This is a genomic window from Kitasatospora paranensis (genome assembly GCF_039544005.1).
GTDB classification, from domain to species: domain Bacteria; phylum Actinomycetota; class Actinomycetes; order Streptomycetales; family Streptomycetaceae; genus Kitasatospora; species Kitasatospora paranensis.
In genome coordinates this window covers 3,258,081-3,283,046 of sequence record NZ_BAABKV010000001.1, presented here as the reverse complement: position 1 = coordinate 3,283,046, position 24,966 = coordinate 3,258,081, and the positions used below count along the sequence as shown (strand labels likewise).

At 73.9% G+C, this 24,966-nt stretch carries 15 protein-coding genes, 2 tRNA genes and 5 pseudogenes; 9 read left to right on the top strand and 13 right to left on the bottom strand.

From position 1 onward, the window contains the following. Nucleotides 1-50: 50 nt before the first annotated feature. Together ABEB13_RS15880 and ABEB13_RS15875 are read right to left on the bottom strand one after the other, a co-directional pair. A pseudogene (locus ABEB13_RS15880) lies at nt 51-886 on the bottom strand (ABC transporter permease). 113 nt (nt 887-999) lie between these two features. After that, on the bottom strand, nt 1,000-1,983 hold the full coding sequence (locus tag ABEB13_RS15875; RefSeq protein WP_345706038.1) for an ABC transporter permease: 984 nt from the start codon (nt 1,981-1,983) through the stop codon (nt 1,000-1,002). A 493-nt stretch (nt 1,984-2,476) separates the two neighbouring features. Between ABEB13_RS15875 and ABEB13_RS15870 the strand changes: the two genes are divergently transcribed. The 4 genes and pseudogenes from ABEB13_RS15870 (at nt 2,477) to ABEB13_RS15855 (ending at nt 6,504) form a co-directional block, all read left to right on the top strand. Beyond that, entirely contained in the window at nt 2,477-4,054 is a 1,578-nt protein-coding gene (locus ABEB13_RS15870; RefSeq protein ID WP_345706037.1) for an ABC transporter family substrate-binding protein, read from the top strand. Nucleotides 4,055-4,537: 483 nt separating this feature from the next. Next, nucleotides 4,538-5,737, top strand: coding sequence for a low temperature requirement protein A (locus tag ABEB13_RS15865; RefSeq protein ID WP_345706036.1), 1,200 nt, complete (start codon nt 4,538-4,540; stop codon nt 5,735-5,737). 118 nt (nt 5,738-5,855) lie between these two features. Continuing rightward, nucleotides 5,856-6,293 (top strand): annotated as a pseudogene (locus ABEB13_RS15860) (pentapeptide repeat-containing protein); the annotation flags it as partial. Between the two features lie 64 nt (nt 6,294-6,357). After that, nucleotides 6,358-6,504, top strand: coding sequence for a hypothetical protein (locus ABEB13_RS15855; protein WP_345710008.1), 147 nt, complete (start codon nt 6,358-6,360; stop codon nt 6,502-6,504). Here the strand turns inward: ABEB13_RS15855 and ABEB13_RS15850 are convergent. Next, nucleotides 6,494-7,159 carry an NAD(P)H-binding protein gene (locus tag ABEB13_RS15850; RefSeq protein ID WP_345706035.1) on the bottom strand — a complete coding sequence of 222 codons (666 nt, stop codon included), beginning with the start codon at nt 7,157-7,159 and terminating at the stop codon, nt 6,494-6,496. The two genes, ABEB13_RS15855 and ABEB13_RS15850, sit on opposite strands and share 11 nt — an antisense overlap. Nucleotides 7,160-7,331: 172 nt before the next feature. Between ABEB13_RS15850 and ABEB13_RS15845 the strand changes: the two genes are divergently transcribed. Continuing rightward, nucleotides 7,332-9,386 carry a phosphocholine-specific phospholipase C gene (locus tag ABEB13_RS15845; protein ID WP_345706034.1) on the top strand — a complete coding sequence of 685 codons (2,055 nt, stop codon included), beginning with the start codon at nt 7,332-7,334 and terminating at the stop codon, nt 9,384-9,386. A 136-nt stretch (nt 9,387-9,522) separates the two neighbouring features. Next, nucleotides 9,523-9,729, top strand: a complete 207-nt coding sequence (locus ABEB13_RS15840) for a hypothetical protein (RefSeq protein WP_345706033.1) — start codon at nt 9,523-9,525, stop codon at nt 9,727-9,729. 106 nt (nt 9,730-9,835) lie between these two features. Here the strand turns inward: ABEB13_RS15840 and ABEB13_RS15835 are convergent. Next, nucleotides 9,836-13,137, bottom strand: a pseudogene (locus tag ABEB13_RS15835) (S41 family peptidase). A gap of 155 nt (nt 13,138-13,292) precedes the next feature. On the opposite strand from ABEB13_RS15835, the gene ABEB13_RS15830 reads away from it, so the two are divergent. Beyond that, the gene (locus tag ABEB13_RS15830; RefSeq protein WP_380231752.1) at nt 13,293-14,987 is read left to right on the top strand and encodes a chitinase; all 1,695 of its coding nucleotides are present in this window, start codon (nt 13,293-13,295) and stop codon (nt 14,985-14,987) included. A gap of 48 nt (nt 14,988-15,035) precedes the next feature. On the opposite strand, the gene ABEB13_RS15825 is transcribed toward ABEB13_RS15830, so the two are convergent. The 3 genes from ABEB13_RS15825 to ABEB13_RS15815 form a co-directional block, all read right to left on the bottom strand. Continuing rightward, nucleotides 15,036-15,109 (bottom strand) — tRNA-Lys (locus ABEB13_RS15825). A gap of 63 nt (nt 15,110-15,172) precedes the next feature. After that, nucleotides 15,173-15,745 carry a YdeI/OmpD-associated family protein gene (locus ABEB13_RS15820; RefSeq protein ID WP_345706032.1) on the bottom strand — a complete coding sequence of 191 codons (573 nt, stop codon included), beginning with the start codon at nt 15,743-15,745 and terminating at the stop codon, nt 15,173-15,175. A 13-nt stretch (nt 15,746-15,758) separates the two neighbouring features. Beyond that, entirely contained in the window at nt 15,759-16,616 is an 858-nt protein-coding gene (locus tag ABEB13_RS15815; protein WP_345706031.1) for an alcohol dehydrogenase catalytic domain-containing protein, read from the bottom strand. A 158-nt stretch (nt 16,617-16,774) separates the two neighbouring features. Between ABEB13_RS15815 and ABEB13_RS15810 the strand changes: the two are divergent. Then, nucleotides 16,775-18,306, top strand: a pseudogene (locus tag ABEB13_RS15810) (Na+/H+ antiporter). A gap of 141 nt (nt 18,307-18,447) precedes the next feature. After that, complete coding sequence (gene pgi, locus ABEB13_RS15805) at nt 18,448-20,109, top strand: glucose-6-phosphate isomerase (protein WP_100890058.1); 1,662 nt, start codon at nt 18,448-18,450, stop codon at nt 20,107-20,109. 61 nt (nt 20,110-20,170) lie between these two features. On the opposite strand, the gene ABEB13_RS15800 is transcribed toward pgi, so the two are convergent. The 6 genes and pseudogenes from ABEB13_RS15800 to ABEB13_RS40580 all read right to left on the bottom strand — a co-directional run. Then, nucleotides 20,171-20,485 (bottom strand): hypothetical protein, encoded by a 315-nt coding sequence (locus ABEB13_RS15800; RefSeq protein WP_345706030.1) that lies wholly within the window; start codon nt 20,483-20,485, stop codon nt 20,171-20,173. A 79-nt stretch (nt 20,486-20,564) separates the two neighbouring features. Next, nucleotides 20,565-20,638 (bottom strand) — tRNA-Lys (locus tag ABEB13_RS15795). 66 nt (nt 20,639-20,704) lie between these two features. After that, the gene (locus ABEB13_RS15790; RefSeq protein ID WP_345709685.1) at nt 20,705-21,382 is read right to left on the bottom strand and encodes a bifunctional DNA primase/polymerase; all 678 of its coding nucleotides are present in this window, start codon (nt 21,380-21,382) and stop codon (nt 20,705-20,707) included. Between the two features lie 35 nt (nt 21,383-21,417). Beyond that, nucleotides 21,418-21,816, bottom strand: a complete 399-nt coding sequence (locus tag ABEB13_RS15785) for a hypothetical protein (RefSeq protein WP_345706029.1) — start codon at nt 21,814-21,816, stop codon at nt 21,418-21,420. A gap of 181 nt (nt 21,817-21,997) precedes the next feature. Beyond that, the gene (locus ABEB13_RS15780) at nt 21,998-23,350 is read right to left on the bottom strand and encodes an AAA family ATPase (protein ID WP_345706028.1); all 1,353 of its coding nucleotides are present in this window, start codon (nt 23,348-23,350) and stop codon (nt 21,998-22,000) included. A 49-nt stretch (nt 23,351-23,399) separates the two neighbouring features. Then, nucleotides 23,400-24,965, bottom strand: a pseudogene (locus tag ABEB13_RS40580) (hypothetical protein); the annotation flags it as partial. Nucleotide 24,966: the final 1 nt, after the last annotated feature.

The window sequence follows — 24,966 nt, the reverse complement described above, 5'->3', positions numbered from 1 at the left end:
GTCGTGCGGCGCGGGGTCGCGGGTCGGTGCGGGGTCGGGCGGCAGGGCGGTCACCTGGTGCTCCGGGCGGTGGTGGGGTCGAGGGCGTCGCGCAGTCCGTCGCCGATCAGGTTGACGGCGAGGACGAAGAGCACCAGCAGCGCGGCGGCGAAGTAGAACAGCCAGGGGAAGACGGGGGCCTGGTCGGTGCCGGCGGCGAGCAGCGTGCCGAGCGAGACGTCGGGCGGCCGGACGCCGAACCCGAAGTACGAGAGGGCGGCCTCGCTCATCACCGCACCGCCGACGGCGATGGTGGCGTCGATGATCAGGAAGGAGGAGACGTTGGGCAGGATGTGCCGCAGGATGATCGTGAACGGCCGGACGCCCATGTACTGCGCGGCCCGGACGAATTCGCGCTCGCGCAGCGACATGGTCATGGAGCGGACCACCCGGGCCGTGACCATCCAGTTGAACAGCGCCAGCAGCAGGACGAAGACCAGCCAGCCTGACCCCTTGAGCCCGGGCGAGACGATGCTGATGATCAGGAAGCTCGGGAAGACCAGCAGCAGGTCGACCAGGAACATCAGGGCCCGGTCCGTCCAGCCGCCGAAGTAGCCGGCGCAGGCGCCCACCAGTGAGGCCAGGCCGGTGGAGAGGAGCGCGACCAGGAGGCCGATGACCAGGGACTTCTGGAGGCCCCGGACGGTCTGCGCGAAGACGTCCTGCCCGAGCCCGTTGGTGCCGAACCAGTGCGCGGCGGAGGGGGCCGGCGCAGGGCGCCGTAGTCGGGCGTGGCGTAGTCGAGGTGCAGGACCAGCGGGGTGAGGAAGGCGAGGGCGACCAGCAGCAGGACGATCACGGCCCCGGCCACGGCGCCGCGGGCGGATGCCAGCCGGGTCAGGACGATGCGGGCCCGGCCGGCCGGGGCGCGGAGCTCGGCAGGCGGAGCGCTCCCGGCGGCGGGCGGAGCTGCCGCCCCGGGGGCGGGCGGCGGCGCGGCGGCGGTCACGGCGGGTCTCCTCACTGCCGGACCCGGGGGTCCAGCGCGGCCAGCAGTGCGTCGGCCAGGAATCCGGCGGCGAGCACGACCACGGCGGCGAACAGGTTGACGGCGACCACCGAGTTCACGTCCTGCTCCTGGACGGCGACGATGAACCACTCGCCCATGCCGTGCCAGCCGAAGATCGTCTCGGTGAAGGCGGCGCCGGTGAGGATGCCGAGGAAGGAGTAGGCGAACAGGGTCGACATCGGGATGACGGCCGTGCGCAGTCCGTGCCGGACGAGGGCCTGCCGGCGGGTCAGCCCCTTGGCCCGGGCGGTGCGCAGGAAGTCGGAGCCGAGCACGTCGAGCATGGTGGCGCGCTGGTAGCGGCTGTAGGTGGCGAGGCCGCCGAGGGCGAGCGCGGTGGTGGGCAGCAGCAGGTGCAGCGCCCAGTCGGCGAGGTGGGCGCCCGGTCCGCCGGCCAGCCCCGGGGTCTCGTAGCCGGTGAACGGGACGACCTCGTGCCCGGCCGCGTCCTTGAGGGCGATCGCGCCGTTCTTCAGCAGCAGGGCCACCAGGAACACCGGCGTCGACAGCAGCACGAACGAGAGCAGGGTCAGCGCCCGGTCGGAGATCCGGTACTGGCGCACCGCGCTCCAGGCCCCGGCGGCGACCCCGAGGGCCGCGCCGAGCAGGCTGCCGAGCAGCAGCAGCCGCAGCGAGACCCAGATCCGCCGCCCGAACTCGTCGTTGACGGAGGTGTCGTGGATGGTCCGGCCGAGATCGCCGTGCAGCAGCAGGCCGCCGGCCCAGGTGGCGAAGCGTTCCACGACGGGGGTGCGGTCGTTGAGGTTGAGCGCGGTGAGCTGGCGGTCGACCGAAGCGGCGGACGGGCGCGGCTGTTTGGCCTCGAAGTAGCTGCGCGGGCCGAGGGCGGCGCAGGACAGCGCGTACGCGAGGAAGACCGCCGCCACCAGCAGCACGGCGTAGTAGCCGAGCCGTTTCGAGAGATAGCGGATCACGGCGCACCGCCGGGCGGTCGGTTCGCATACCGGGTCGACATGGTCGTGGGCTTTCGCTCGTGGGGTGGAGGGCGCAGCTTCGCGCACGCCCGTCGGGGGCCGGCGGGTCGCCGGTCGGCGGGGTGTGCGGGGGCCGCTCCGGGCCGGGGTCGGAGAAGCGGCAGGTCAGAGTGAACCAGTCAGGTCTTGAGGGCGTGTTGCGGCCGCATTGCGGCCTGTTTCTTTTCGATCAGATGTGAACACCGACCTCTGGTGGGGGAGTTGATGGGCTGTTACGGTCCTGCTCGCCGGGCATCGACTTGACTGCCCGCGCTCAAGCCCCGCCACACCTGGCGGCCCTCGCCTCTTCGACACCATCGGGGATCCTCATGGACGCACCGCCCGCCGACCGCCGCATCCCGCTCCGGGCCGGCGCCGCGCTCCTCGCCGCGCTCGCCCTCGTCCTCACGGGCTGCTCCTCCTCCGGCGGGGGTCCGCGGACGCCGGCCGGACGGTGGTGCCGACCCTGGACGCCGAGGACGACAATCCGCAGCCGGCGGAGAACGTCAAGGACGGCGGCGAGTTCCGGCCACCGCTCCAGCAGTGGATCACCCAGTGGAACCCGTACCAGGTCGACGGCACCTACGGGGACGCGGTCGAGATCATGGGGTACGTCGAGGCCAAGATCTTCCGGTCGGACGCCAAGGGCGTCTTCCACCCGGTGCCCGAGTACCTGATCTCCGCCCGGGTCACCTCCACAGCGCCGCAGACGGTGACCTACAAGCTGAACCCGAAGGCCCACTGGTCCGACGGAAAGCCGATCGGCTACCAGGACTTCAAGGCCGTCTGGCAGGCCTCGAACGGGAAGGACCCGGCCTACAACCCGGCCGACTCCTCCGGGTACGAGCAGATCTCCTCGGTCGAGCAGGGCGCCGACCCGACCGAGGTGAAGGTGGTCTTCGCCGAGCCGTACGCGGACTGGCAGAATCTGTTCAACCCGCTGCTGCCGGCCTCCGGGCTCGCCACCCCGGACGCGTTCAACCAGTCCTGGGTGGAGAAGATCCCGGTCTGGGGCGGCCCGTTCAAGCCGGGCGTGCTGGACAAGACCGCGCAGACGATCACCCTGGTGCCCAACCCCGACTGGTGGGGGCCAAAGCCCAAGCTGGACCGGATCACCTACCGGGTGCTGGCCACCCCGGCGATCACCCAGGCCTTCCTCAACAACGAGGTGGACTTCGCCTCGGCCGGCACCGCCGCGGCGTACGGGCAGCTCAAGGAGGCCAAGGACGGCGTGATCCGGACGGGCACCCCGTGGGACGAGGTGCACATCTCGTTCGGCGGCAACGGCCCGCTCGCCGAGCAGCCCGTCCGCCAGGCGCTCGGGCGGGCACTGGACCGCGCCGCCCTGATCAAGATCGCCAACCAGGGCGTGCCGGTGCAGTTCAAGCCGCTCGGCAACCACCTGTTCATGACCAACCAGACCGGCTACCAGGACAACTCGGGCAGTTGGGCGACCTTCGACCCGGCCGCCGCCAAGCAGCTGCTGGAGCAGGCGGGTTGGCGTGACGGCGGGAACGGCGTCCGCACCAAGGGCGGTGTCCCGCTCGACCTGCACTACGTGGTCAGCGACGGCTCCGCGCAGACCCAGCTCGACCTCGCCGCGGCCGTCCAGGCCATGCTGCAGCAGATCGGCGTGAAGCTCACCGTCGACAAGGTGGCCAGCAAGGAGTACTTCACCAAGTACATCAACCAGGGGCGCTTCGACCTGGCGAGCTGGCGCAACACCGGCTCCTTCCCGCTCTCCAAGGGCGTGGCCAACTTCCGTGCCCCGCAGGGCGACAATGTGTTCGGCAACTTCTCCAAGCTGTCCACCCCGGAGATCGACACGCTGCTGCGCAAGGCCGCCGGCACCATCGACCCGGTCGAGGCGGCCAAGCTCTACAACCAGGCCGACGCGAAGATCTGGGAGCTCGGCCACACCGTCGAGCTCTACCAGCGGCCGAGCATCGTCGCCGTCCGCAAGGGCCTGGCCAACTACGGGGCGGGAAGTCTCGCCGACACCGACATCACCAAGGTCGGCTGGCAGAAGTAGGGGCCGGCCGCCGCACGGCGGTCGGGGCCGGCAGCGCGCCGGCAGGCAGCGCGGTGATCACGAGGCTGTCGGGCGGACACACCGGGGCAGTGCGGAGAGCCCCCGCCCCGGTGTGTCCGCCCTCACCTTGACCTTCCGCGTTGCCCGCAGACCGCCCATGTCGTCGTTCCACTCGGGAGGGAATCTAGCCGGAGGATCCGGGCGGGCGGGACATCTCGCCGGTCACACGCCGTATCCCGGGGCGTTGTCACCCGGTTCGCGCACTGATCCGTCAACTCCCGGCTGACGCAGCGCCGCAGCGTGCGGTGCCCGCGGCCGGGCCCGGCACCGCACCGCAACCCCTGGCGGCCCGGGCCTTCTCCTTCGGATCCCGGCGCGCGCCCGGCAGGATCCGAAGGAGAAGGCCTCGGTGCGTGCGCCGGTGCGGCCGGGGTGCCAGGATCGGCCGGTGAGACGGCCCGACTCCCCTGCGAAGGCGACCCCATGACCGGCGAACCGGCCGACCCCCAGGCCCGGCCCCAGGCCCACCTCCGGCACCACCGGCCGGTCCGGCGGATGGCCCCGCGCAGCCGGGACGAGCCGCACCGCACCGCCACCCCGCTCGAACTCTTCTTCGACCTCTGCTTCGTGGTGGCGGTCGCCCAGGCCGGCCGCCAACTCGCCCACGACCTCGCCACGGACCGCATCGCAGCCGGCCTCTACGGCTACGCGTTCGTCTTCTTCGCCATCTGGTGGGCCTGGATGAACTTCAGCTGGTTCGCCTCCGCCTACGACGTGGACGACGTCCCGTACCGGCTCACCACCCTCGTCCAGATCACCGGCGTGCTGATCCTGGCCGCCGGCGTGCCGCGCATGTTCGACCAGCACGACCTCGTGCTCAGCGTGGTCGGCTACGTGGTGATGCGCCTCGCCATGGTCACCCAGTGGCTGCGCGCCGCCGCCTGCGAACAGGGCCCCGCCCGCACGGTGGCACTGCGCTACGCCCTGGGCATCGTGCTCTGCCAGGTCGGCTGGGTGCTCCTGCTGCTCGTGCCGCACGAGGCCTACCCCTACCTGCTGCCGCTCGGCATCCTCGCCGAACTGTCGGTGCCGGTGATCGCCGAGCGCCCCGCCCAGACCACCTGGCACCCGCACCACATCGCCGAGCGCTACGGCCTGTTCACCCTGATCGTGCTCGGCGAGACGGTCGCCGCGGCGACCCTGGCCGTCCAGACCGCACTCGACGAGCACGACGCCCTCGGGGAACTGCTGCCGATCGCGGCGGGCGGCCTGCTGATCTGCTTCGCGGCCTGGTGGATCTACTTCGCCGAACCGATCCACGACCACCTTCGCTCCAACCGGGTGGCCTTCCTCTGGGGCTACGGCCACTACCTCGTCCTCGGTTCGGCGGCCGCGATCGGCGCCGGCCTGGAGGTCGCCGTGGAGCAGGCCGCCGGCCCCGCGCACATCTCGGCCACCGCCGCGGCCGCCGCGGTCACCGTGCCGACGGCGCTCTACCTGTTCACGGTCTGGCTGCTGCACTCCCGCCACCTCAAGCACGGCGCCGCCCAGGCCGTCCTGCCGGCCGCCTCCGCAGCCGTGCTCGCCTGCACCGCCGCGGGCGACCACGGGGTGCTCGCCGCCGGGCTGGTCACCGCCGCGGCCGTCGCGGTCGGCATCGTCCTGCACACCCGCGAGGCGTGAGCCGGCGCCCGGCGCCTGTCGGTACCGGCTGCGACGATGGCCGCAGCAGCCCGTCCGCGGTCCGGGCCGCCCCGCCGGCGCGGAGCGGCGCCGACCGCCCGCACAGAACGGCCCCGCCATGCCCGTCGTCCCCGAGCAGCTCGCCGACCTCCCCTACGCTGCGCTGCTGCGGCCGCACACCGGCCCGCTGCGCCGCGACGCCCGCTACGACACGGTGCACTTCGACGGCGGTGAGTACACCGGACAGGCCGGCGGGGCGGGCTTCCTGGAGTGTGCCTTCACCGGGGTCGAGCTGTCCGGCGCCGCCCTGCGCACCTCCCGCTGGAACGAGGTCTGGCTGCAGGGCGGCCGGCTGGTCGGCACCGAACTCGTCGACAGCGAGTGGCAGGACGCGGTGCTGCTCGGCTCGGTGCTCGCCGGGGTGTCCTGGTACGGCGCGCAGCTGCGGCGGACGGTGCTGCGCGGCTGCAAGCTGGAGTCGGTCAACCTGCGCGGCGCGGTGCTGCGCGACGTGGTGTTCGAGGACTGCCTGCTGCGCGACGTGGACTTCGGCGGCGCGAAGCTGACCGAGGTCACGGTGCCGGGCTGCACCCTGGAGGGTGCGCTTCGGCGGCGCCCGGATGGAGAAGGTCGATCTGCGCGGCGCCGTCCGGCTCGGCCTGCCCGACGGCCACCAGGGCCTGTCCGGGGCGATCCTGAACACCGGTCAGCTGTTCGAGCTCGCCCCACAGTTCGCGCACGCCCTGGGCATCACCGTCAAGGACTGACCAGGCCGGCCACGGCTTCGGCGACCGGCTGCTCGCCGGAGACGAGGTCCAGGGTCCGCCGCACGGCAGGGGCCGGCTCGGCGAGCAGCGCGGCGAGGACTCCCGCGACGTCGGCCCGCGGGACGGCGCCGCGGCCGGTGCGCTCGGCGAGCCGGACGAGGCCGGTGGCCGGGTCGTCGGTGAGCCGGCCGGGCCGCAGCACTGTCCAGTCGAGGCCGGCCCGGGCCCGCAGGTCGTCGTCGGCCGCGCCCTTGGCCCGCAGGTAGGCGCCGAACACCGGGTCCGCACCGTCCGCGGCCGAGGCGTCCGCGCCCATCGCGGAGATCATCACGTACCGCCGCACCCCGGCGAGTTCCGCCGCGTCCGCGAGCAGCACGGCCGCGCCGCGGTCCACGGTGTCCTTGCGGGCGGCGCCGCTGCCGGGGCCGGCGCCCGCCGCGAACACCACCGCGTCCGCTCCGGCCAGCACGGCGGCCAGGGCCTCGGCCGTCCCGGCCTCCAGGTCGAACTCGACCGGTTCGGCGCCGCGGCGGCGCAGGTCCTCGGCGTGTTCGGCCCGCCGGATCAGCCCCACGGGCCGGTCCCCGCGGTCGGCGAGCAGCTGTTCCAGGTGCAGGGCGATCTGGCCGTGTCCTCCGGCGATGACGATGCGCATACCGCCCACGCTATCGCCGTTCACCGGGTGGTCGCCGGACGACGCGGCGGCGAACAGTCCGTCAAAGTTCCCTCCCGGCCATGGCCATGCCGCCCTTCGGTGCGTGACGATTCTCCGCGTCCGGTCTCCGGGCAACGTGTTCATACAACATCACCGAAGGGACGGCGGCCCGATGGCTGAGCTGAGTCGTAGGAAGTTCATGGCGCTGTCGGCGAGTGCCGCGGCGGGGGCCGCGGTGGCGGGTGCCGCGGTCGGTGGCGGTGACGCGCAGGCGGCGGTGGCGGCGAACCTGAGCACCACGGGCACGCTGGCCGATGCCCGGCACGTCGTGATCCTGATGCAGGAGAACCGCAGCTTCGACCACTACTTCGGGATGCTGAAGGGCGTGCGCGGCTTCGCGGACCGCAGCGCGATCCAGGTCGCCGGCGGTTACAGCGTGTTCAACCAGCCGAACGGGCTGGGCCGGCAGTACCCGTGGCAGTTCTCCGCGACGAAGCCGGCCGGCGGCGCCGACGCCGAGCGCCTGGCGCAGTGCAACGGCGACCTGTCGCACGCCTGGTCGGACCAGCACAAGGCGTGGAACGGCGGCAAGCTCGACTCCTGGGTCGCCGCCAAGGGCAACGTCCGCACGCTGGGCTACCTGACCCGCGCGGACATCCCGTTCCACTACGCGCTGGCCGACAACTGGACGGTCAACGACGCCTACTTCTGCTCGGTGCTGTCCGCGACCGGCCCCAACCGCACCTACCACTGGTCCGGCATGATCGACCCGGCCGGCACCGCGGGCGGCCCCGCCTACGACGGCGGCGACGAGTCCGGCCTGCGCTGGCAGACCTACGCCGAAGCCCTCGAGAACGCCGGGGTCAGCTGGAAGGTGTACCAGAACGCCGCCGACAACTACGGCGACAACGCGCTCGCTTACTTCACCCAGTTCGCCTCGGCCCCGGCCGGCAGCGCCCTCGCCGTCAAGGGCATGGGCTCGGTGCCGAAGACCACCGGCCGCACCCCGGACGACATCGCCGCCGCGATCCGCGCCGACGTCCTCGCCGGCACCCTGCCCCAGGTCTCCTGGATCGTCGCCGACCAGGCCTCCTCCGAACACCCCTACGCCACCCCGGCCGACGGCGCGCACTTCGTCCACATGGTGATGGACGCCCTCAACGCGGACACGGACGTCTTCAACTCCACCGTGCTGTTCCTCAACTACGACGAGAACGACGGCTTCTTCGACCACGTCCCGCCGCCCGCCGCCCCGGCCGGCACCGCGGGCGAGTTCTACAACGGCACCAACATCGGCCTCGGCTTCCGCGTCCCGCTGATCGCCGTCTCCCCCTGGACCCGCGGCGGCTGGGTCAGCTCCGAGGTCTGTGACCACACCTCCGTCCTGCGCTTCCTGGAGCGCTGGACGGCCGCCCTGGGCAAGCCCGCCAACTGCGTCAACATCTCCGCCTGGCGCCGCAAGGTCTGCGGCGACCTCACCGGCATGTTCGACTTCGCCAACCCGGTCTACGGACTGCCCGCGCTGCCCGACACCTCCGCCACCATCGGCCTGTCCGCCTGCGGCCCGCTGCCCAACCCCGCACCCGTCGACAACAAACTGCCCCAGCAGGAGGCCGGCACCCGCCCGGCCCGCGCCCTGCCCTACCAGCCCAACGCCAACCTCGACCACCTGGAATTCGCCACCGGCGGCGTGATGAAGGTCTGGCTCACCATGGCCAACCAGGGCACCGCCGGCACACACTTCGCCGCCTACGCCAACGCCTACCGCACCGGCGGCCCCTGGCAGTACACCCTCGACCCCGGCGCGAACACCAGCGACTTCTTCAACTGCGGCACCAACTACGGCAACGGCCCCTACGACCTCAGCGTCATCGGCCCCAACCGCTTCCTGCGCCGCTTCAAGGGCGACGCCACCAAGCCCGGCAAGTCGGCCGCGGCCACCGTCTCCTACGCCGCGGCGCCGGACACCGGCAAGCAGGCCGTCTGGTTCAAGCTCGCCAACACCGGCACCACCGCGGTCACCTTCACCATCACCTCCACCAACTACCGCTCCGACGGGCCCTGGACATACACCGTGCCGGCCGGCGGCAGCACCAGCGACTACTTCAACGCGGTGGCGTACACCAACGGCTGGTACGACTTCACGGTCACCGTCGACTCCGACACCACCTGGTCCCAGCGCTTCACCGGCCACCTGGAGACCGGCACCCCCAGCATCTCCGGCTGACCCGACCGGGTGATGCCGTTCAGCGGTCGACAACACCGGGGAGCGCTCGCGGCGGGTGCTCCCCGGTGGCATGCCCGGCGGCGTAGTGTGACAGTGAGGGAAGCCCAGCGTCCGGATGCGTACGCAAGGAGGAGACATGGGCATCTTCGACAGGTTCCGGGCCAAGGCGCACGACCTGGTCAGCCCGGGCGAGCGGTCGGCGCTCGCGCACGACGAAGCCGCCGACGCATTCGGCGACACGGCCGAGAAGACCCGGATGGACGCCCAGCACGAGGCCGACCAGAGCGCCGAGGACCGCCGCGCGGCCGCCGACATGACCGCCGAGGGCGATCCCTGGGACTGAGCGCACGACCACCCGATCCGGCACCGAAGGTCGGGCACCGAAGGGGCGCACCCGCCGAGCGGGCGCGCCCCTTCCGCACGCCGCGGCTCCCGTTGCCGCGGCCCCGTCACCGGGGTGGCAGCGGCGGGCGGCGCAGGTCGGGGCGCGGGGTGTCGGCGGGCGGCGGGGCGGCGGCCCCGTGCTCGGCCAGCAGCTCCATCGCCAGCTCCACCGCGGCCGCCAGGTCGGTGTGCTCGCCGGTGGCCCAGCCGTGCGGCGAGCGCAGCACCTCGACGTCCGGCTCGACCCCGTGGTTCTCCACCGACCAGCCGATGCCGCCGGTGAACCAGGACGCGTTCTTGGGCACCGAGATCTGCGTGCCGTCGCCGAGCACGTGCCGCCCGGTCATCCCGACCACGCCGCCCCAGGTGCGGGTGCCCACCACCGGGCCGAGCCCGAGCAGCTTGATGGCGGCGATGATCACGTCGCCGTCCGAGCTGGTGGCGTGGTCGCAGACCGCCACCACCGGGCCGCGCGGCGCGTCCCTCGGCCACCGGACGGGGTGCCGGCCGCGGGTGAAGTCCCAGGCCAGCACCCGGCGGCCGAGCTTCTCCAGGACCAGCTCGGAGACGTTGCCGCCGGCGTTCCCGCGCACGTCCAGGATCAGCGCGTTCTTCGCCAGCTCGCTGCGCAGGTCGCGGTTGAACTGCGCCCAGCCGGAGCCGCCGAGGTCGGGGATGTGCAGGTAGCCGCACCGTCCGTCGCTCAGCTCGCGGACCAGCTTGCGCCGCTTGACCACCCAGTCCTGGTAGCGGATCGGCCGCTCGTCGGTGAGCGGGGTGACGGCGATCCGCCGGATGCGGTCGGTGCCCTTGCAGCGGTAGGTCAGTTCGACGGTGGTGCCGCCGGTGCCGGCCAGCAGCGGGCCCGGCCCGCGCACCGGGTCGGGCGGCCGGCCGTCGATCGCGAGCAGCTCGTCGCCGTCCTGGACCCCGAAGCCGGCCAGCGGGGCCCGGGCCCTCGGGTCGGAGGACTCGCCGGGCAGGATCCGGTCGACCAGCCACCGGCCGTCCGGATCGCGGTGCGCGTTGGCACCGAGCAGCCCGAGCGGCTGCTGGAGCAGCTGCGGGCCCTCGCCGCGCCGCGCCGGGGTGACGTACGCGTGCGAGGTGCCCAGTTCGCCGAAGAGCTCGCGCAGCAGGTCGGCGAAGTCGTCCGGGCCGGCGATCCGCTCCAGCAGCGGTTCGTACTGGGCGACCAGCTCCGGCCAGTCGAGGCCGCACATGTCCGCGTCCCAGAACTGGTCCCGGACGATCCGGGCGGCCTCGTGGTACGCCTGGCGCCACTCGGCCGCCGGGTGCACGGTGTGGGTGATCCGGCGCAGGTCGACCGTGATCGGGGAGCCGGCCGGCAGCGGGTGCAGCTTGAGCACGCCGGAGGAGAAGACCAGCACCGAGCCGCCGTCGCCGGACACCGCGTAGCCGTCCAGCTGGTCGGCCACCGTGCTGCTGCGGCCGTGGGCCAGGTCGAAGTACTCCAGGGAGGGGCGCCCGGAGGTGTCCGCGGGGTTGGCGAAGGTCTGCCCGAGGGCGCCGGAGATCGGCCAGCGCAGCCAGAGCACGCCGCCGCGCACGGGGGCGGTCGCCGAGTACTTGGACGCCGTCACCGGGAACGGCACCAGCCGCTTGGTGAGGCCCTCCCGGTCGACGGTGACGGTGCCGTCGCCGCCCGTCTCCTCAGGGTCCGCGCCGACCGCCGGGCGGCCCTCGGCCGGGGAGGCGAACGGCGAGGGCGTGTCCGCGGACAGCGGGATGAGGTACGGGCGGCAGCCGAGCGGGAACGACATGTCGCCGGTGTGCACGTCGTGCACCGGGTCGAAGCCCCGCCAGGACAGGAAGACCAGGAAACGGCCGTCCCGGGTGAAGACCGGGTGCTCGTCCTCGAACCGGCCGCCGGTGACGTCCACGATCCGCTCGTCGGCGTCCACCCGGGTGAGCCGGATCGCCCGCAGGGAGCGCCCGGCGACCGGCTGCGACCAGGTCAGCCACGCCGAGTCGGGGAGAAGTTCGGGCTGCTCACCGGCCCGTACTGGGAGCGGGCGAGCTCGCGGACGGCGCCGTCCTCGGTGGCGACCAGCAGCAGCCGGCCGTCGGAGGCGGCCACCGCGAGCCGGCGGCCGTCCGGGGAGGCGGTGAGCTCCAGGACCCGGCCGATCCGGCCGGCGGCGATCCGGCGCGGCGGCAGGCTCTCGGCGCCGCGTGCGGGCAGGGCGGCGATCTCCAGGGCGTCCTCGCCGTCCGCGTCGGTGACCCACGCGACGTGGCCGCCGTAGCCGGGCAGCACCGGCAGCCGGACCCGGACGCCGGGGGTGTCGGCGAGCGCCCGGGCCGGGCCGTCCCGGTGGGTCAGCCAGTAGAGGCTGCCGCGCACGATGACGACCCCGGCCCGGCCCGTCCGGTCGCAGGCCAGGTCCTTGAGGTGCAGGGCGGTCGAGACCTGGTAGGGGCGGCGGCCGGAGCGGGCTCCGCCGAGCGGGACGTCGAGGCGGCGCGGGGCCGGCGCGTCCAGGCCGTCCAGCAGCCACAGGTCGCCGGCGTGCTGGTAGACGATCCGGGTGCCGTCGCTCGCCGCCTCGCGGGCGTAGTAGGAGGCGTGGTCGCTGTGCCGGCGCAGGTCGGTGCCGTCCGGGAGGCAGGAGTAGAGGTTGCCGATGCCCTCGTGGTCGGAGAGAAAGGCGATCCGCAGCCCGTCGGGGCCGGTCAGCGGCATGGGGGAGGAGAGATGCCCGCGGTGGCCGGGCAGCAGCTCGGCCTCGTCCAGCCAGAGCCGGCCGGTGGCGCCGCCGCGGTAGCGCTTCCAGGCGGCCGGGGTGTGCGGTGCGGCGCCCGTCAGCAGGACGGTGCGGCCGTGGCCCACCTGGGCGTCGTCGACCGGCCCCCACGGCATCCGCCGGCCCGGCGCACCGTCGGTCGGCAGCCCGTACGCCCAGGTGTAGTGCGCGAACGGCTCGTGGTACGAGGTCACGGCCAGCACCTCGCCGCCGGGCAGCCAGCCGCGCACCCGGGTGTCCTGACTGCCCCAGTAGGTGAGCCGGACGGCCTCACCGCCGTCCGCCGGGGCCGTCCACACCTCGGGGGTCAGCGCCGTCCAGCTCGTCCAGGCGATCGTGGAGCCGTCCGGGGACAGCCGCGGGTGGCTGACCCGGACCCGGTCGGCGCTCACCCGCCAGGCGCGTCCGGTGCCGTCGGCCCGGTCCAGCGGGGCCACCCACACGTCGTCCTCCGCGGTGAAGGTGAGCAGGTCGCCGCGGAGGTGGGGGTACCTGAGATATCCGGACACTTCTCCATGGTTCGGCGCCCGTGCGGGCCTCGCAACCCGCCGCTCTACTCCGCGCGGGCCGCCGGACCCTGACGGTGCGCCGGACTCCATTGACAGGCGCACGGGGATTCGCTTCAGTGGTCTAGTCCAAGTGTGGTCCAGTCCAATGCGGCAGCCGGTAGGTCGGGGCCGCCGCTGCGGGCTGCCCCCGGCCGACCCCCACCGGCACCGGACGCCCCCACGCCCTACGGCAGGAGCACCCCCACATGCCCATGTCCCCCAGACCTGCCCACGCCGCGCCCGGCCGCCGGCTGCTCGCGGCCTCCACCGCCTGGGCCGTCGCCGCCGCCGGCGCGGCCGCGCTGACCTTCGGCCTCGCCTCCTCGGCGACGGCCGGCGAATTCCTGAGCAACGGCGGCTTCGAGAGCGGCTCGCTCGCCCCCTGGAGCTGCACCGGCAACACCGGCAGCATCGTCACCGGCCAGTCGCACACCGGCAGTTACGCCCTCGCCGGAGCCGCCTCGGCCAGCGACAACGCCCAGTGCAGCCAGACCGTCACGGTCGCCCCCAACACCGCCTACACGCTCAGCGCCTGGGTGAAGGGCGCCTACGTCTACCTGGGCGTCGACGGCGGCGCCTCGACCTGGACGCCCAGCACCGGCGGCGCCTACCAGAAGCTCACCGTCAGCTTCACCACCGGCGCGAGCCAGACCAGCGCCACCGTCTGGACCCACGGCTGGTACGGCCAGGGCACCTACAACGCCGACGACGTCTCGCTGGACGGGCCCGGCGCACCGGCGTCCTCCGCCCCGCCCACCTCGCAGCCCCCGACGTCGCAGCCCCCGACGAGCCAGCCGCCGACGTCCCAGCCGCCCACCTCGCAGCCCCCCACGTCGCAGCCCCCGACGAGCCAGCCGCCCACCACCCCGCCGCCCGGCGGCGGGCTGCCCACCCACGCCCTGGTCGGCTACCTGCACGCCAGCTTCGCCAACGGCGCCGGCTACACCCGGATGGCCGACGTCCCGGACTCCTGGGACGTCATCGACCTCTCCTTCGGCGAGCCGACCTCGGTGACCTCGGGCGACATCCGGTTCAACCGCTGCTCCGCCAGCGAGTGCCCGAACGTCGAGTCCGACGCCGACTTCAAGGCGGCCATCGCCGCCAAGCAGGCCCAGGGCAAGAAGGTGCTGATCTCCATCGGCGGCCAGAACGGCCAGGTGCAGCTCACCACCACCGCGGCCCGAGACACCTTCGTCTCCTCGGTCTCCGCGATCATCGACAAGTGGGGCCTGAACGGCCTCGACATCGACTTCGAGGGCCACTCGCTGTCGCTCGACACCGGCGACACCGACTTCAAGAACCCGACCAGCCCGGTCATCGTGAACCTGATCTCGGCGCTGAAGACGCTCAAGGCCAAGTACGGGCAGAACTTCGTGCTGACCATGGCCCCGGAAACGTTCTTCGTCCAGCTCGGCTACCAGTACTACGGCTCCGGGCCGTGGGGCGGCCAGGACCCGCGGGCCGGCGCCTACCTGCCGGTGATCTACGCCCTGCGCAACGACCTCACGCTGCTGCACGTCCAGGACTACAACTCCGGCTCCATCATGGGCCTGGACAACCAGTACCACTCGATGGGCGGCGCCGACTTCCACATCGCGATGACCGACATGCTGCTCAAGGGCTTCCCGGTGGCGGGCAACACCGCCAACATGTTCCCGGCGCTCGCGCCCTCCCAGGTGGCGATCGGCATGCCGGCCACCACCAACGCGGGCAACGGCTACGTCGCCCCCGCCGAGGTGGACAAGGCGCTGGACTGCCTCACCAAGGGCACCAACTGCGGCAGCTACGTCCCGAAGGCCGGCGTGCAGCCCGGCCTGCGCGGCCTGATGACCTGGTCCGTCAACTGGGACCAGTTCGGCGGCCGGGAGTTCTCCAAGAACTTCGACTCCTACTTCGGCTGACGGAACGCCGAAGGCCCCCGCTTCCGCGAGGGGCCTTCGGACCGTCTGTGCGCCGCCAGGGACTCGAACCCCGGACCCGCTGATTAAGAGTCAGCTGCTCTAACCAACTGAGCTAGCGGCGCCTACCGACGTCGCAACCATACACGCTCCCGCAGGTCGGACGCACATCTGTGCACCGTACGGGCTCAGTGCAGCTTCTCCCCGGCCGCCAGCATGGCCACGAACCGTTCGATCCGGCGGGCCCGGGTCTCCGGCCGCTTCGCCTCCTGCACCCGGTGCAGCACGGAGTAGCGGTTGGCGGCGTCGAGGCCGGCGAAGAACGCCTGCGCCGCCGGTTCGGCGGCCAGCGCCGCCGCCAGGTCCTCCGGGACGGTGGCCGTCCGCGGGCTGTCGTAGGCGGCCTCCCACCGGCCGTCGGCGCGGGCGCGCTCGACCTCGGCGAGGCCGGCCGGGCGCATCCGCCCCTGCGCGGTCAGATCCTCGGCCTTCTGCCGGTTGATCTTGGACCAGCGGCTGCGGGCCGTCCGCGGGCCGAACTTCTGCAGCCAGTGGCGCTCGTCCTGGGCGCGCTTCTGCCCGTCGATCCAGCCGTGGCAGAGCGCCACGTCCAGCGCCTGCCGGTAGTCGAGGGCGGTCACCCCGGGCGCCTTCTTGCGCAGCCGCAGCCAGACGCCCGGCGAGGTCGCGTGGTGGGAGTCCAGCCACGCCTCGAACGCCTCGGCGGAGTCGAACTCGACGGTGTCCAGCGGATCGGCCATGGCCACCACCCCATCACATCCGCCGCAGGGCCACCAGGGTGACGACGACCGATCGGCCGTCACCCGCGCGCCGCTCCACCTCCGCGGCCCGCTCCAGCGGGACGACGACGTCCGGCTCAACCCGGAAGGCGCCCTCCTCCCACAGCTCCACCAGCTCCGCCAGCGCCGCCGACTCGGCGACGGCGCCCGACCGGCCGCCCGGCACCGGGCCCAGCGCCGCGACCCGGCCCGGCCCGCCCGCCAGCGCCGACCAGAGCGGCCCGGCGGCCCGGCCGGCCGCATCGAGGACGGCGTCCACCCCGGCCGGGGCCGCAGCCCGGATCCGCCCGCCCAGGCCGACGCCGTAGCCGACCGGCACCGCGCCGGCCTCCCGCAACGCCGGCCGGGCCGCCGCCGGCGCCACCGCGACCACCGCGGCCCCGCGGGCCAGCGCGAGCCGGACGGCCACCCGGCCCGCCGGTGCCTGCGCGCCGTGCACCAGCAGGGTCTCCCCGCGCCGGACCCGCAGCTTGTCCAGGGCGGCCCGGGCGCCGGCCGCGGTCACCGGCAGCAGCGCGGCCTCGGCCCACGGCAGGGCGGCCGGGCGGCCCGCCACCCGTTCGGCGTCCACCGCCACGTACTCGGCGCACGCGCCGGACGGGCAGTGACCGAGCACGTCGTCGCCGCGCTCCCAGCCGTAGGCGCCCGCGCCGAGCCGCTCCACCGTCCCGGCGAACTCCTCGCCCACGATGCCGGGCCGGGCGGGCCGGCCCGCGGGCCAGCCCGCCGCCACCACCCGGACGAGCAGCTGCCCCGGCCCCGGCAGCGGCCGCTCCGCCGTGCCGATGCCCGCCGGGCCCGATCCCGCACCCCGGTGGACCAGTGCCCGCACTGCCCACCTCCGCTGGTCCAGGCCCGGCGAGCCCTGCCGGGCAGGCCTCTTTGTCACACTTATGCTCGGCCGCAGGGTCGGGAGCCGCACGTCACGGAGGTCGAACGGTGGCCCAGCTGTCACTGCTGTTCCTGGTACTGCTGGCCTCGGTCGTCACGATGCCGCTGGCCCGCCGGATCCACGTGCCCCAGCCCGTGCTGATGACCCTGCTCGGCCTGGTGATGGCGCTCGTCCCGCAGATCCCGAACGTCACCGTCGACCCCGATCTGATCCTGCCGCTGGTGCTCCCCCGCTGATCTTCGCGGTGGCCCGGCGCTCCTCCGTCCGGCACTTCCGGGCCAACATCACCTCGATCCTGCTGCTCGCCGTGGCGCTGGTGGTGGTGACCACCACGGTGGTGGCCCTGGTCTTCCGGTGGCGGGTGCCCGGGCTGCCGATCGCCGCCGCGGTCGCCCTCGGCGCCCTCGTCTCACCGCCCGACCCGGTGGCCGCGGTCGCGGTCGCCGGCTCGATCGGGCTGCCCCGCCGACTGGTCGCGATGCTGGAGAGCGAGGGCCTGTTCAACGACGTCACCGCGATCGTCGTCTACTCGCTGGCGGTCGAGGCCGTGGTCGACGGCGACTTCTCGGTGCCGGACGCGGCGCTGCGCTTCGTGCTGTCCGCGGTGGTCGCCGTCGTCGTCGGCATCGGCCTCGGCTGGCTCAACAGCCGGCTGGCGGGCCGGCTCGACGATCCCACCCAGCAGGTCGCGCTCAACCTGCTGGTCCCGTTCGCCGCCTACACCCTGGCCGAGGAGACGCACGGCTCGGGCGTGCTGGCCGTGGTGGTCTGCGCGCTCTACCTGGCCGACCGCGCCGCCGACGCGGACGAGGTCGCCTACCGGCTGGTCGGCAACGCGTTCTGGGAGATCGTCGAGATCCTGATCACCGGCGTGGCCTTCGGCCTGATCGGACTGGAGCTGGCCACCGTGCTCGCCGACGTCCGGGACAGCTGGCGCGGCATGCTGGGCGACACCGCCTGGGTGATCGCGGCGGTCGTCCTGACCAGGCTGCTGTGGCTGCTGCCGGCGGCCTGGCTGTCCAAGCGGGTCAGCGGGGGCGAGGAGGAGGACACCCCGATCAGCTGGCGCGAGACGGTCGTGCTCTGGTGGTCGGGGATGCGCGGGGTGGCCACCGTGGCGCTGGCCCTGGCCGTGCCGCTCACCACGCACGCCGGGACGGGCTTCCCGGCGCGCAGCGAGATCGTCTTCGTGGCGTTCAGCGTCGTCCTGTTCACCCTGTTGGTGCAGGGACTCAGCCTGCCGTTCGTGGTGCGCGGGCTGGGCCTGGGGATCGACAAGGACCTGCACGAGCAGGCGGTGCGCGAACTCTGGTGGCGGGCGGCCAAGGCCGGACTCGTCCGACTGGGCGAACTGGAGGAGGAACGCCCCCTGCCGGTCGAACTCGCCGACCGCCTCCGCGAGCGCCAGCACGACCGGCTGGCCCGGCTCTGCCCCGAGAAGTACGAGGAGGAGGAGTCCGCCGAGGCGCGCCGCCGCTTCGCCCAGTGGCGCACCGCCGCCGCCGTCGAGCAGGAGATGATCGCCGCCTCCCGGCGCGAGGTGCTGACGGCCCGTAACGAACCCGGCGGCGACCCGGAACTCGCCGACGAGGTGCTGCGCCAGCTCGACCTCCGCTCGACACGCAAGTGAGCGGGCCGGGCCGGGGATAGGCTGGCCGCGGGCAAGGCCGTCGACGGAGCCGGCACACGCACCACGTACCGCCTGACCTCGCGCTCCCTCCCGCCTGGCCCAGTGCAGGTACTGCAAACCGGATGACTCAAGGAGCAACCGATGTCGGAGAACCGCACCGGCGGTCGCACGCCGCTGGACCGCACCCCGCAGTGGGCGGCCCTGGGCAAGCACCGCGCGGAGCTGGGGGAGCAGCACCTGCGCGGGCTGTTCGACGCCGACCCCGAGCGGGGCAGCCGCTACACCCTGGCCGTCGGCGACCTGCACGTCGACTACTCCAAGCACCTGGTGACCGACGAGACGCTCGGCCTGCTGCGCGAGCTCGCCGCCGCCACCGGCGTCGCCGGACTGCGGGACGCCATGTTCCGCGGCGAGAAGATCAACATCACCGAGGACCGCGCCGTCCTGCACACCGCGCTGCGCGCCCCGCGCGGCGCCGTGGTCGAGGTCGACGGCGAGAACGTCGTCCCCGCGGTGCACGCCGTCCTCGACAAGATGGCCGCCTTCGCGGACCGGGTGCGCAGCGGCGCCTGGACGGGCCACACCGGCAAGCGGATCCGCACCGTCGTCAACATCGGCATCGGCGGCTCCGACCTCGGACCGGCCATGGCCTACGAGGTGCTCCGCTCCTACAGCGACCGCGGCATCGATGTCCGCTTCGTCTCCAACGTGGACGGCGCCGACCTCAACGAGGCGCTGGTCGGCCTGGACGCCGCCGAGACGCTGTTCATCGTCGCGTCCAAGACCTTCACCACCATCGAGACCATCACCAACGCGGTCTCCGCGAAGAACTGGCTGCTCACCGAACTGCGTGCGGACACCGACGCGGTCGCCAAGCACTTCGTGGCGCTCTCCACCAACGCCGGCGGCGTCGCCGACTTCGGCATCGACGTGGCCAACATGTTCGAGTTCTGGGACTGGGTGGGCGGCCGCTACTCCTACGACTCGGCGATCGGCCTCTCGCTGATGATCGCCATCGGCCCGGACCGCTTCCGCGAGATGCTGGACGGCTTCCACCTGGTCGACGAGCACTTCCGCACCGCTCCGCCGGAGCAGAACGTGCCGCTGCTGCTCGGCCTGCTCGGTGTCTGGTACGGCGCGTTCTTCGACGCCCAGGCGCACGCCGTGCTGCCGTACTCGCACTACCTGTCGAAGTTCACCGCCTACCTCCAGCAGCTCGACATGGAGTCCAACGGCAAGTCGGTGGACCGCGAGGGCAACCCGGTCACCTGGCAGACCGGCCCGGTGGTCTGGGGCACCCCCGGCACCAACGGCCAGCACGCCTACTACCAGCTGCTGCACCAGGGCACCAAGGTGATCCCGGCGGACTTCATCGGCTTCGCCAAGCCGGTCGAGAGCCTGCTGCCCGGCCTGGTCGCCCAGCACGACCTGCTGATGGCGAACTTCTTCGCACAGACCCAGGCGCTCGCCTTCGGCAAGACGCCCGAGGAGGTCGCCGCCGAGGGGGTGCCCGCCGAGCTGGTGCCGCACAAGACCTTCCGCGGCAACCACCCGACCACCACCGTGCTGGCCGCCGAGCTCACCCCGTCGGTGCTCGGCCAGCTGGTCGCCCTCTACGAGCACAAGGTGTTCGTCCAGGGCGCGATCTGGAACATCGACTCCTTCGACCAGTGGGGTGTCGAGCTCGGCAAGGTGCTGGCGAAGCGGATCGAGCCGGTGCTGCTGACCGGCGAGGGCGTCGAGCAGTTGGACAGTTCGACGGCGGCCCTGGTCGAGCGCTACCGGACGCTGCGCGGCCGCTGAGCCCGCCGCCCTCCGGGGCCGCCCTCCCGCAGGGCGGCCCCGGAGCGCGGTCGGCGCCGGGTCAGCGCCCGGCCGGCCAGCAGCGCGGGCAGCCGCCCGGCAGATCGGGCGGGCAGCAGGCGGCGCCGCTCGGAGTCCCGGAGAGGGCCGTGGGCGCCGGGCCGGGTACCGGCCGCAGGGTCGAGGGCCGGGGCGCCAGCACGAGCGCCACGGCCAGGGCGATGCCGGAGACCACCGCCAGGACGATCATCGACCGCCCCCGCAGCCGGGCCCGCCGGTGTCCGCGCAGGGCGGCGGCCTCCGCGTCGGCGAGCTCGGCGCGGACCCACGCCTCGAAGCCGCCGGGCGCGGCCTCCGGGTGATCATCGGGCGCCATGACCGGGGAGGTTAGCAGCCCGGACGCCGCCGGGGAACGCCGAAGGCCCCCGCTTTCGCGAGGGGCCTTCGACCGTCTGTGCGCCGCCAGGGACTCGAACCCCGGACCCGCTGATTAAGAGTCAGCTGCTCTAACCAACTGAGCTAGCGGCGCCTGCTGACGTGGAAGACTCTAGCAGCGGCGCGCGGCGGAACCAAAATCGAATACTGCGGTCCGTGGTCAGGCCGAGGGGACGGGCCGCAGCGGCCCGTCCGCGGTGTCCAGGAGTGCGCCCTGGGTGTTCCCCGGACCACCGCGGGCGGCCCGGACGCACGCCCACAGCACCACCGCGGCGCCCGGCAGCCAGGGTTCCCGTGAGTCCGGGGCGACGATCCACCGGCCGCCGCCGAGGCCCGGCGAGTCCGGGGCGTCCACCATGCGCTGGACGGGCGGGACGGTCACCGCGTCCCCCTGGCCGTGGCAGAGCAGCGGCGGGACGTCCCGCGCCCACTCCTCCCAGGCCAGCAGCGAGCGCAGTCGCGGCGCCGCCCCGGGCTGGACGAACAGCAGGGTGCGCCCGCGGTAGGCGGCGACCGGGCCGCAGCCGGGGCCCGAGGCCCACAGCTCGTCCAGCACCCGGCGGCCGAACAGGGCGGGCATGCTGATCACGTCGAAGGTGCGGCCGCACGGCAGCACGGTGGGCGCCCACGGGCGCGACTCCCACAGCGCCCGCATGGAGCGCGGGTACTCGCTGGCGGACGCCAGCCAGGCCTCCCCGGCCACGGTCACGTACTCCACGGATTGATAGGTCCAGATGTCCACCCCAGCAGGGTGGCGCCGCTCCGGCTCCGGGCGGACCGAAAACCCGGTTCGCCGGACAGCGCGGGGCGGCGGGGCGTACCCTTCCCACCCGCATATGCCAGAGGCCCGTGTGCGGTGCCCCGGCGGGCGGCCTACTGCTCCGAACCGCGCTGCCGCTGCAGGCCGAGACCGTACTCCACCATCCGGGCGGCGTAGTCCGGCGTCCAGTCGACCCGGGCGGCGATCTCGGCGGGGGTCAGCGCGTCGAACCGGCGGGTGTCCGCGAGCTGCGCGGCCGCGATCGCCTGGAAGTCCGTGGCGCGCTCCGCGGCTGCCCGGAAGGCCAGGGCCAGCTCCGTCGACCGGCGCAGCAGCTCCGCCGGGTCGTCGATCGCATCGAGGTCGAAGAAGCGCTCCGGCTCCGGCTCCGCGGCCTGCGGCTCGAACAGGAGCTGGGCCGGCCGCAACCGGCGCGGAGGGGTGCCCGGGCCCGGGGCGGCCGGCGCGGGGATGCCGCTCTGGTCGGACGCCTGTGCGTGGGAATCGGGCATGGAAGGACACCTCCGGAGGGTTGGTGGCGAGGGGGCCGGCCGCCGTCCATTGTCGCGCGGTCCGACCGCGTAGCGGAACGGTGCACACCCCGTCGCTATTCCCCGCCCCGGGTCGCGTACGCCACCGTGCACGCCCCGGCGGGCCTCCGCGCCCCCGGCCGGCGGGCCGGCCGGGGCCCGGTCACACCAGCGGTACCCGGTGTTCGCCGAGGTGGGCGAGGACGGCGTGGTTGGCCTCCCAGCCGTCCGGGAACTTCACCGCCACCCCCAGCTGCACCGGCTCCGTCGACGGATGCTCGTCCAGCAGTTCGGCGATCCCCGCCCGCGCCACCACGATGCACGCGTGCCGGTGCCGGGAGGCCAGCACGCACAGCCGGCCCGTCTCCAGGTGGAACGCCGTCGCGTCCGGCCGCCCCGACAGCGGGTGCAGCACCACCGTCACGTCGTACTCGCGGCCCTGCAGGCGGTTGGCGGTGTCGACCGTCACCGCCGGGCCCGCCGCCGGATCCACCGGGACGCCCAGGGCGGCGAGCGCCTGCCGGACGGCCGCCGCCTGATCCCGGTGCGCCGTGCCCACCGCGATCCGCCCGGCCGCGACCGGGCCCGACCCCTGCTCGGAGTGCGCCGTCAGGCCGCGGTCCAGCAGCCGCCGCACCGTCGCGGCCACCGCCGCCACCGCCTGCGGATCCGTCCGCACCGTGTGCCGGGCCGGCAGCTCCAGCAGTGCCCAGCCGTGCTCCACCGCCTCGTCGATCGCGGCGTCCACCGCGGAGCCGTCCGCGCGTGCCGCCGCCGTCAGCCGCCGCTCACCCGGCCCCGTCCCGGACCGGAACGGTGTGTACGGGTAGAACGCCGACGAGATCAGCGGCGCCGCCGACGCCGGCAGCCGCCAGGAGACCGGCAGCCGGTGCGGCCGGATCGCCGGGTTGTGCGCCAGCAGCGTCACCACGGCACTGCTCGACGGGTCGTACGACAGCCCCGCCCACTGGTCCGTCCCCACCACCGTGAACGGGTCCAACTGGCCCGGGTCGCCGACGAACAGCGCCCGCTCGAACAGCCGGGCCACCGCCAGCAACGCGTCCGAACGCATCTGGTACGCCTCGTCGACGATCGCGTGCCGCCACGGCGCCTCGGCCTTCACCCACTGCCACTTCGCCGCGGTGGAGACCACCACGTCCTGCTCCAGCAGGTCCGCGGCCTTCTCCGAGGCGGTGACGTTGACGTGCCGCAGCGCCTCCGGTGCCGGGCGCGAGTCACCCGCGTGCAACCGGCCGATCGTGACGTCCGGCGCCTTCACGGCGAGCCGGTCCACCAGGTCGTCGACCTGGCTGTTGGTCTGCGCGACGATCATCAGCCGCTCGCCGGCCGCGACCAGCTCCCGGGCCGCCCGCACCACCAGCGTCGACTTGCCCGCGCCCGGCGGGGAGTCCACCACCACGCCGCGCGGAGCCCCGGGGGCCGGCCGCACCGCCGCCTCCAGGATCGCGGCCACGGCGGCGTCCGCCGCGGCGCCCGGCGCCTGATCGTCCGTCATCCCGCCGCTCATTCCCACTCTTCCGTCCCACCGGCCGACACCGGGGCACCCCTGGCGGCCCGCCGTGCGTCCACGGGGTGTCCTCCGGCTCCGGCAGCGGCGCCGACTGGCGCGCCGTCAGCTCGAACAGCGTGAACACCACCCGCTCGCCGACCTCCGGCAGGCTGCCCGGCTCCGGCTCCTTCTTCCGGCCCATGCCGGACACCACCCGGACGGTCACCGTGCCCGCGGCCGCGTCCGCACCGACCACCACCGCGCGCTGCGCCGCCGGCGCCGGGCCCTGCGGCCCGCCCGGGGCCGGCACCCGGTGCACGTCGCGGCCCGGGTCCGCGTGCGGGCTGTCCGCCGTCCGCACCACCAGCAGCGGCCGGGGCTTGGCGCTGCGCCCCGAGGTGTCGTACTCCGGCACCACCTCCGCCACCTCGCCCGCGAAGGCCTCGCCGGCGAGCCGGTGCCCGGCCATCGCCAGCGGGTCGTCCAGCGCCTCCTGGACGTCGAGCCGGACCTGCTCGCGCTCCCGCTGGGCGAGCTTGCGGGCGGCCGTCACCGCGTCGTCCTGCCGGGGCTGCGGCGGCTCGCCCGCCGCGAGCCGGTCCCGGTGGCCGGTGTACGACCAGCGGTCGCCCTCCCAGCGGTCGGCGACGTGCCCGCCGGGCGGCAGCGTGCGCAGCAGGTCGAGGCCGCGCCAGATGTCCTCCCAGGTCGGCAGCATGACCCGGGCCAGCTCCTCGTGGAGCCGCTCCAGGGCCTGCTTGACCAGCAGTTCGGCCCGCCCGGCCTCGGCGCCGGACGCCGACCGGGCGGCGGACGTCGCCGCGTCGTACCGGGCGATCGCGGGCACCAGCACCGCCTCGTCGAACCGCGGGTCGGTGGCGGGGCCGGCCGGCGGGTGCCGCAGCCGGCCGTCCGGGCCGCGCTCCGACTCGGCCCGCTCGGCGGCCTCGGCGCCGGACAGGCCCGGCGCCGGGTCGTGCCAGGCCAGCTGGGCGGCCAGGTGCTGGTCCTCCAGGTGGCTCTGACCGGTCGCCCAGTGCCGGGCGAGCAGCCCCGTCATCGGCAGCAGCAGGCTGGAACCCGGCACCTGTGCCCGGTCGGTGAGGTGCGTCAGCCAGCGCCCCAGCAGCGGCACCTGGGTCGGCGCCGGGTACGGGCCCGGGTCGGCGTCCTCGGCGGTGCGCCGGAACCGGGTGGAGCGGCCGATCAGCGCCAGGTGCTGCACCGCGGCCGAGTTCGGCACGATCAGCTGCGGTGCGTCCGCGCACAGCTCCCGGAAGACCTGCGTCCTGTCGCCCGTCTCCGGATCCCGCTCGGAGCCCTCGATCTGCTCGACGTCGTCGCCGAAGGACTCCAGGTACGGCAGGACGTCGGCGCCGAACCGGGCCAGGAAGTCGAAGCGCAGCGTGCGGTTGAGGGGCTGGGCCACGATGTGCGTCCGCGGCGCGTCCCGTTCGGTGCCGAGCATCACGGCGAGCGGGGCACCCGACTCGCCCGCCGCGGCCAGCGGCACCACCACCATCGGACGGTCCGACAGATGGCGGTGGCGGACGGTCGCCAGCGGCTCGGCGCGGCCGCTGCGGACGGCCTCCAGCCGGGCGAGGGTGTTCAGCAGGCTCATC